The following is a 7219-nucleotide window of genomic DNA, read 5'->3' on the forward strand; positions in this document are numbered from 1 at the left end:
TCACATAATTTAACAAGTAAATTATATTTTGTTATTGCAAATGATAATCATTATCATTTATAGTATGGCCAGTTCTAAATTTTAAAGATAATAATCATGGCCGTTGTTTTAAATAATTCTTATAAACTAAATGATCAATTACACACCTTGCTACTTGAAAAAAAGTTTGTATCCGCACTAGAAATGGAACATTTCATATCTATTGCCCACCAGCAATGTTTGGCTCGATTACAGCATGCGGCTCTTTGTGAAGGATTAATAGATAAGAAAATATCGTGCAACCAGGTTCATGATTTTCTTGATTTACTTAAAAATCAGCAGAAAAATCGCAATCTAAACATAGTGGATCGATGGGTCAGCTTAAAGGAAGAACTTGATGAAAGTGTCACCAACCAGGCTTTAGCCCTCGCCTACTACCATTACTGGCAACAATCTTTGAAGCAAGAAGCAAAAAATTATTCCAGTTTATGGTTATGGTTAACTGAGCACTACGAAAAACAGCAAGCTTTGACTTTTTTCGAGCAATGGGGGTGTGTAGGCCATCCTTATCATCCCAATTTTCGGGCAAAAAAAGGATTAAATCTTGATGAGATAATTCAATATTCCCCTGAATTTAATGCGCAGGTTGACATTCCTTGGCTCGCAATTCATCGTTCTATTGCATTCACTTCAATTGACAGTACTAGCTACTCCTTATTATTTGCTCAACATTTTGTCAGAGAATATCAATTATGGCATGAGTATATGCAGCAACAGTGCTTAGACCCAGAACAATACCTTCCTCTCCCCGTTCACCCTTGGCAATGGAGCAACAAATTACAGAGCCTTGCTGCCACTTTAATAAATTCAAAACAATTATTAATGACGCAGACTCTTCAAAAAACAAGGCCATCTATGTCTTTCCGAACTATGATGCCTTCTGATAATAGAGGACCGCATTTTAAATTAGCTACCGCAATCCACACTACCTCTTCTTTACGGACGGTATCTCCTGCATCCGTCAGTAACTCCGCTCCACTTTCCAATTGGCTTAAGCAATTACTTGCTCAATATCGGGACTATGAAAAACCACTGTTTTTAGCCAGAGATTTGGCGGGAATTAACTCCACTCATCCTTCAATTCCTTCACAAGAAAAAAAACACCTAGCCATGATTGTACGTGAAAATCCACTTCAATTGATCAAGGATTCACAAATATTAATACCAGTGGCAGCGCTCTTTGCAACCTCTCCGGTAAGTCAATTGGCTTTATTAATTGAAATTGCTGAAGCAAGCAAAATAAAGCCTGAATTATATTTTATTGAATATTGCAAGAGCGTTCTCGAGTGCCAACTGCATTTATTATTAAACTATGGAGTGGCATTGGAAGCGCAGCAACAAAACACATTAGTTATTTTTCAATACAATCGGCCAGTTGGGTTAGTAATTCGAGATCTCGGGGGTATTAGAGTTTGCTTTAATTCTCTTTATGACAAAATTATAAAACCCAATCTGCATCCGGATTCAACTATTTCATGCTATGAGCTTGATGATCTATTTAATACTTTCATTTATGGAAATTTACTAAGTAACCTGACCCCTGGTATTCATTGTTTTCAGGCAGCCTATGATTTACCTCCACAACTGCTTTGGTCTTTAGTGAGGCAAATCGCAAACCAATTATTAGAGAATATGAGAAAATGCATTAACCCTTTGATATATCAAAAATTTCAACAATATTTATTTTCAATGCCCTGGCATCATAAAAGTTTGCTGACTATGCGACTTAATTCAAATCAGGATAACTTGGAGTTTTTCACTGTAAATAATCCATTGAGTCAAGAGAATGAATAGGTCTATACAAAAAATAATCTTAGGCAGCCAATTTTTTATGATACTAGCGTTGGAAATGACTAACCCATTTCTCCCGCTATTAATTTCCAATCAAGTCAATATCACAACTCATTCTATTATGGTTTATACTACTCTCAGCCTAATTCTCCCCATGATTGCTAATATTTTATTGGCACCAATCTGGGGATTGGCTGCCGATCGTTATGGATATAAATCCATGTTGATGAGAGCATCATGGGCTTTGGTTTTAACTCAAGCAAGTATGATTTTTGTAAACTCTGTATTCTGGATCTTGGTTATTCGAATAATGCAAGGAGCATTCGCCGGGTTTATTGTTGCAATGCAAACCTATGCTTTAAGCGTTGCTGAATGGCAAAATAAAAGTGCTCAATTGTCACGTTTACAATCTTCCAAAGCAATAGCCACTGCTATAGCCGGTTTGATTGGAGGAGCAGTTTTACACCTTACCAACTACTGCGGATTATATGGCTTCGCCACCTTGATCTGCTTGATCGTCACCACAACCATACACTACAAACTGCCGTCTTCAACCAAAACTGGAATTAAGAAAAAACAACAGCCAAATCCTTCTTTTGGTTCAAAAAATATTTTTATTTTTCTCTGCCTGTTAATCATGTTAACTCAAATTGCCAAATTTTTACCAGATCCAGGCTTCACATTATTTTTAAATGAATCGCTTTCCCATAATTTACTCCTTATTGGCTTTATGTATTCCTTACCAGCCATAGGCATGTTATTAAGTTCAGAGTGGTGTGGGCGGCAATTTGATCGTTACAGAAATAATCTATCATTAGTTAACCAATATTTGATTGGCTTTAGTCTGCTTGGTGCTCTTTTGATGATAGCACAAGCGAATGTTACCAACTTTTATTTATTCAGCTTTATTCGAATTTTATGGGGAGTTGTATTAGCCGCATTATTGCCAGCTCTATTTGCCTTATGCAGTGATCGTAATTTATTACCCGGTTATGCCTTAGGATTAGCTAATTCGTTTGCAAAGTTGGGAAATCTCATTGGTCTTCTATTGGGAGGATTTTTAGCAAGTTACCTGTCTTATCCCTCAATTTTTATGGTAATTGCCGCCATTTATGGCCTTTTTGCTGTTTCTGTATATGGATATCATCTGGCTAATACGAGACAAATAACCAATTTTTCTAACTCTTATTGAACGTTAAATTATGAAAAAAAATGCTCTTCTCATTGTATTATTAACCTGGTTTCTTGGAAATATGGATATCCATTTCCTCACTCCGGCTTTACCCTCACTGGCCGATTACTTCTCAGTAAGCCCTAATATAGCGCAATTAACTATTAGTCTTTTTCTTCTGGGAAAAGCAATCAGCATGATTTTATGGGGTCTTGTTTCTGAACAATATGGTAGAAAACGTGTATTCATTGGAGGGTTATTATTGTTTATTGCCAGCAATTTTTGGGCTGCTTTCAATAATTCAATTATTCTCTTTTTAATATGCCGCTTTCTCCAGGGTGTTAGTGTGGGAGCTACCCTTTTAATGGGTAGAGTTATGATCAATGATACGCATAATGAACAAAATGCTACAAAATACTTCGCCTGGCTATTTACTTTAGCGGGTGTGTTTATCTGCTTCCTTCCCTTTTTTGGGGGGGTAATAAATAATTATTGGAACTGGCAAATTGCTTCTCTCCTCATTGCCGCTTATGGTTTACTATTATTACCCTTATGCCGAGTACTAAAAGAAACCAAACCATATGAGGTAAGCCCTCCAAGATTAGGGCCCTGCATTATACTTGTTTTCAGTCATCCTCTTTTTGTTTCTTATTTATTGATTTCTGCCTTGATGATGGCTGGCGAATCCGCATTTAACACCAGTGCTTCCTTTATTTTAATTAAAGGAGAACATTTTACGAGTGCTCAGTATGGGATCATTAAAACCTCCATGGCCATTATGCATCTATTAGGTACTGCTTGTTGCGGTTTAATAGTAAAATATTATCATAGTACCCAATTAACCAAATTAGGGGTGCGCTTCTTTGTTTTCTCAGCTGCCCTAATGTGGTTATTTGTATTTTCTTCTGAGAATATTTATTTGACTTTTATAACTCCCATGATGATTTATTATTTTGGTACAGGTTTTATTGTAGCTTCTGCAACATCCGCTGTTGTACGCCCCTTTCCAAAACAAATGGCTATTGCCTTAGCTATCACTTTATTTTGTCAATTTAATTGTTCTGCTTTCTTTAGTTTTATGACCAGTATGATAGGGATTCAACGCGTAGAGACTTTTATGTTGCTATTAAGTTTTATAAGTATTTTGAGTTTCCTTTCTCTTCTCAAGCTGGAGCGAATGAAATCTTACTGAAATCTGTATAATAATATCCCATTACAATCCGATTTTTAACAAAATGGCAACTCTATGTATTTCTCTCCAAAGAAGGCTATGCTTATTTAATAACAAGTCATTAATCTTATTTCATTGGAAAAGGGAAATCCTGAAGAAACAACCATGACTAATAGCTTTAAAATTAGTATACGCGTAAGCATTATTACCTTATTCATGCTTTTATTAAGTCTGGTAGGATTTACTATCATTGGCATTAATTATCTTGCTTTCAATAAAGTTTTAAATAGTAGTGCCAAAAGTTTAATTGATAAAACTACCTTGCTGGTTAAAGAACGATTTCTAGTCTACTTGAACCCTTTGAATCGTGATTTAATTGAAATAAAAAATACGATTGATAGGGGTATTATTAACCCTGAAAATACAGAACAATTTGATAAATTCCTTTTTGAAGCTATCCGATATGATCCAGAAATATTTATGGTTTATTATGGGACGTCAGATGGTGATTTTATTGGGGTAGACCGAGAGAACAAAAGAGTGATAGGATTAACTCATGTGATTAATTCGAAACAGCCCCCTGTTAATATTCGCTATGAATTAGATACACAAGGAAAAATAGTCAAAAAAAAATTACTGACCCGCCACTATGATCCAAGAGTTCGTCCTTGGTATCAGCAAGCTGTAAGAGAAGGAGAACCGATATGGACAGACGTATACACATTTTATGTTTTCGATAAAAGCGACTTTCTTGTGCCTGGTGTGACCGCTGCAGCACCAATATACGATAAAAATAAAAATCTCAAAGGAGTTATTGCACTCGACCTCACAGTCGATGGTTTACAGCAATTTATCAGTAATCTGGAAGTCACAAAAAACACTATGATCTTTGTAGTTAATAATAAGTCAAGCATTATTGCGTTTCGCAGTCCGCAAAACCATGAAGATATCCGTGGAAAAAAATTAAGTCCTGAATGGATAAAAAAGCTTAATATCCCGCTGGAAAAAATAGACTTTCATGATTTCCAGACTCAACCTCGAATAAAATCTTATCGTTTTAAGGATAAAAACTATTTTCTATCCTATCAACCCGTATTAAATAGAAGAGGAGTGGAACCTTGGTATATTATTATCATTGTTCCTGAAAACGATGTCACAGAACCGCTGAAAAATTTAAGCATGCGCTATATCTTGTTAACTATCTTGGTTTTGTTTATCGGTACAATCCTCGTCCGCATCGTCTCACAAAGAATTTCAAATCCTATCATTCAACTCACCGAAGAAGCCAAGGAAATTACCCTACTGAATCTTAAGCCAAGACCACTTTTAAAAACCATGATTAAAGAAATCAGCTATATGGATAAAACCTTATCAACTCTGCGATCAAGTTTGACTTCTTTTCAACGTTACGTTCCAAGTTCCTTAGTAAAAAAACTAATGCGTACAGGGAAAATAGCCAAAGTAGGTGGGCATAATCAAATCATTACTATTTTATTTTCTGATATTAAAGATTTTACAACCATTGCGGAATCAACCCCGCCTCAAAAATTAATGACTTATTTATCCGAATATTTTCAATCTATGACTGAGACTGTGATTCAACACGATGGGACACTTGATAAATACATTGGGGATGCCATTATGGCTTTATGGAATGCCCCTTCAAAAGATGCAAAACATGCATTTCATGCCTGTGAAACAGCCAGAATCATGCTGGAGCGCCTTAAAAAATTAAATCAAAAACATAGAAGTCAGGAGTTTCCAGAATTTAATATCAGAATTGGTATCCATACTGGGGATGCTATCGTTGGTAATATGGGCTCTGAAGACAGACTAAGTTACTCAGCTCTAGGCGATTCGGTCAATTTGGCGAGCCGTTTGGAATCAATTAATAAGAATTACCATACTCAAATTATTGTTAGTCATACAACATTCACCCAAGTATCCGGAAAATTTCCTTTTCGCTTATTAGATGAAGTGGCTGTAAAAGGAAAGCAGGAAAGCATAGCAATTTATGAGCTAATCACTGCTCAAAATCTTGAAGATCTTGAGCAACACAAGGAAGAATTTAAAGAAGCCTTTTCTTTATACCAAAAAGGCTGTTGGGAAAAAAGCATAAACGCTTTTGCAGCACTAACACCTGCTTACCCAGGCGATAAACTAGCTGCAGTATATATTAAACGCTGCCAAGAGCTAGCAAACACTTCACCGGCTAATTGGGATGGTATTTGGCGTGAAAGAAGTGAAAATCACCCAAAAACAGGAATCATTTGAATAGGATATCACCCCAGTCAATCTAATTGAAACACCAAGGGGTTGTGAAAATCCAGATACCGGCATTACGTTATGCGGCCTTTTATCCCAACGTGCTGCCAACTTGATAGCGATGATTCCCCAAAGTCATCTGTTCTACAAGTTGCGACCTGAGCTTGATAAAGTCCTCTGTTCTTGCTTTACATAGTGCCTTTAAGGCGTCTAAATCGAACGACCTCGCATAGGCCAACACCTTGCACGACTCATGGTCTCCGGCGTTCGACCAACTACAAGCCACGGCCACCCGCTGGCTTTCTGTATTGCGAAATCGGAACCTAACTTATACTTAGAATCAGCAGCGAACCAATTTTCAGAGTTTTCAGTTAACCAACTATAAAATTCTTTTGATGATTTGGGCTGCGCTGTAAATTTTGGCACAGGATAAAAAGGCTCTCTAGAACAGTACTCATAAACAACATGCATAGGCAGCATCTTTTGTTGACCGCCCACACCTTCTCTCCATTGCTTATCAATAGCATCCCAATTCGGATTGAGAGCGTTTATGGAATCTACTTGCATTTGCAGCTCTTTGATGATGGTTTTTTCAAAATCAAAATGCTTTTCAGTGATTGTTTTTCCATTAAGCTTATAAGTGACTTTGTCTGAGTTGATTTTGTTGTATTGAGCAACCAATTGTACGAATACTTTTCTACCTTCTTCATTCTGCGGTATGCACGAAATCATTGCTGTCCACATGTGTTTATCCAAGGCCCAAAGTGCATATTCAAAAGGAC

4 protein-coding genes and 1 pseudogene are annotated in these 7219 nt (G+C 36.6%); 4 read left to right on the forward strand and 1 reads right to left on the reverse strand.

Annotated features, from left to right (window positions below; translation table 11 throughout):
• Positions 1–96: 96 nt before the first annotated feature.
• The 4 genes from OK13_RS05920 to OK13_RS05935 all read left to right on the forward strand — a co-directional run bounded on the left by OK13_RS05920 (position 97) and on the right by OK13_RS05935 (position 6446).
• Positions 97–1833 (forward strand): IucA/IucC family protein, encoded by a 1737-nt coding sequence (locus OK13_RS05920; RefSeq protein WP_035888798.1) that lies wholly within the window; start codon positions 97–99, stop codon positions 1831–1833.
• Entirely contained in the window at positions 1826–3022 is a 1197-nt protein-coding gene (locus OK13_RS05925) for an MFS transporter (RefSeq protein ID WP_035888800.1), read from the forward strand. The genes OK13_RS05920 and OK13_RS05925 overlap by 8 nt, the downstream gene beginning before the upstream one ends.
• Positions 3023–3032: 10 nt before the next feature.
• Entirely contained in the window at positions 3033–4193 is a 1161-nt protein-coding gene (locus tag OK13_RS05930) for an MFS transporter (RefSeq protein ID WP_035888803.1), read from the forward strand.
• A gap of 144 nt (positions 4194–4337) precedes the next feature.
• Positions 4338–6446, forward strand: coding sequence for an adenylate/guanylate cyclase domain-containing protein (locus OK13_RS05935; RefSeq protein ID WP_035888805.1), 2109 nt, complete (start codon positions 4338–4340; stop codon positions 6444–6446).
• A 201-nt stretch (positions 6447–6647) separates the two neighbouring features.
• Here OK13_RS05935 and OK13_RS05940 read toward each other — a convergent pair.
• A pseudogene (locus tag OK13_RS05940) lies at positions 6648–7219 on the reverse strand (F-box protein); the annotation flags it as partial.

The organism is Legionella norrlandica, assembly GCF_000770585.1.
Lineage (GTDB): Bacteria > Pseudomonadota > Gammaproteobacteria > Legionellales > Legionellaceae > Legionella > Legionella norrlandica.

Coding starts and splice junctions, on each gene's coding strand:
- OK13_RS05920 (WP_035888798.1), top strand. CDS start 97: ATGGCCGTTGTTTTAAATAATTCTTATAAACTAAATGATCAATTACAC.
- OK13_RS05925 (WP_035888800.1), top strand. CDS start 1,826: ATGAATAGGTCTATACAAAAAATAATCTTAGGCAGCCAATTTTTTATG.
- OK13_RS05930 (WP_035888803.1), top strand. CDS start 3,033: ATGAAAAAAAATGCTCTTCTCATTGTATTATTAACCTGGTTTCTTGGA.
- OK13_RS05935 (WP_035888805.1), top strand. CDS start 4,338: ATGACTAATAGCTTTAAAATTAGTATACGCGTAAGCATTATTACCTTA.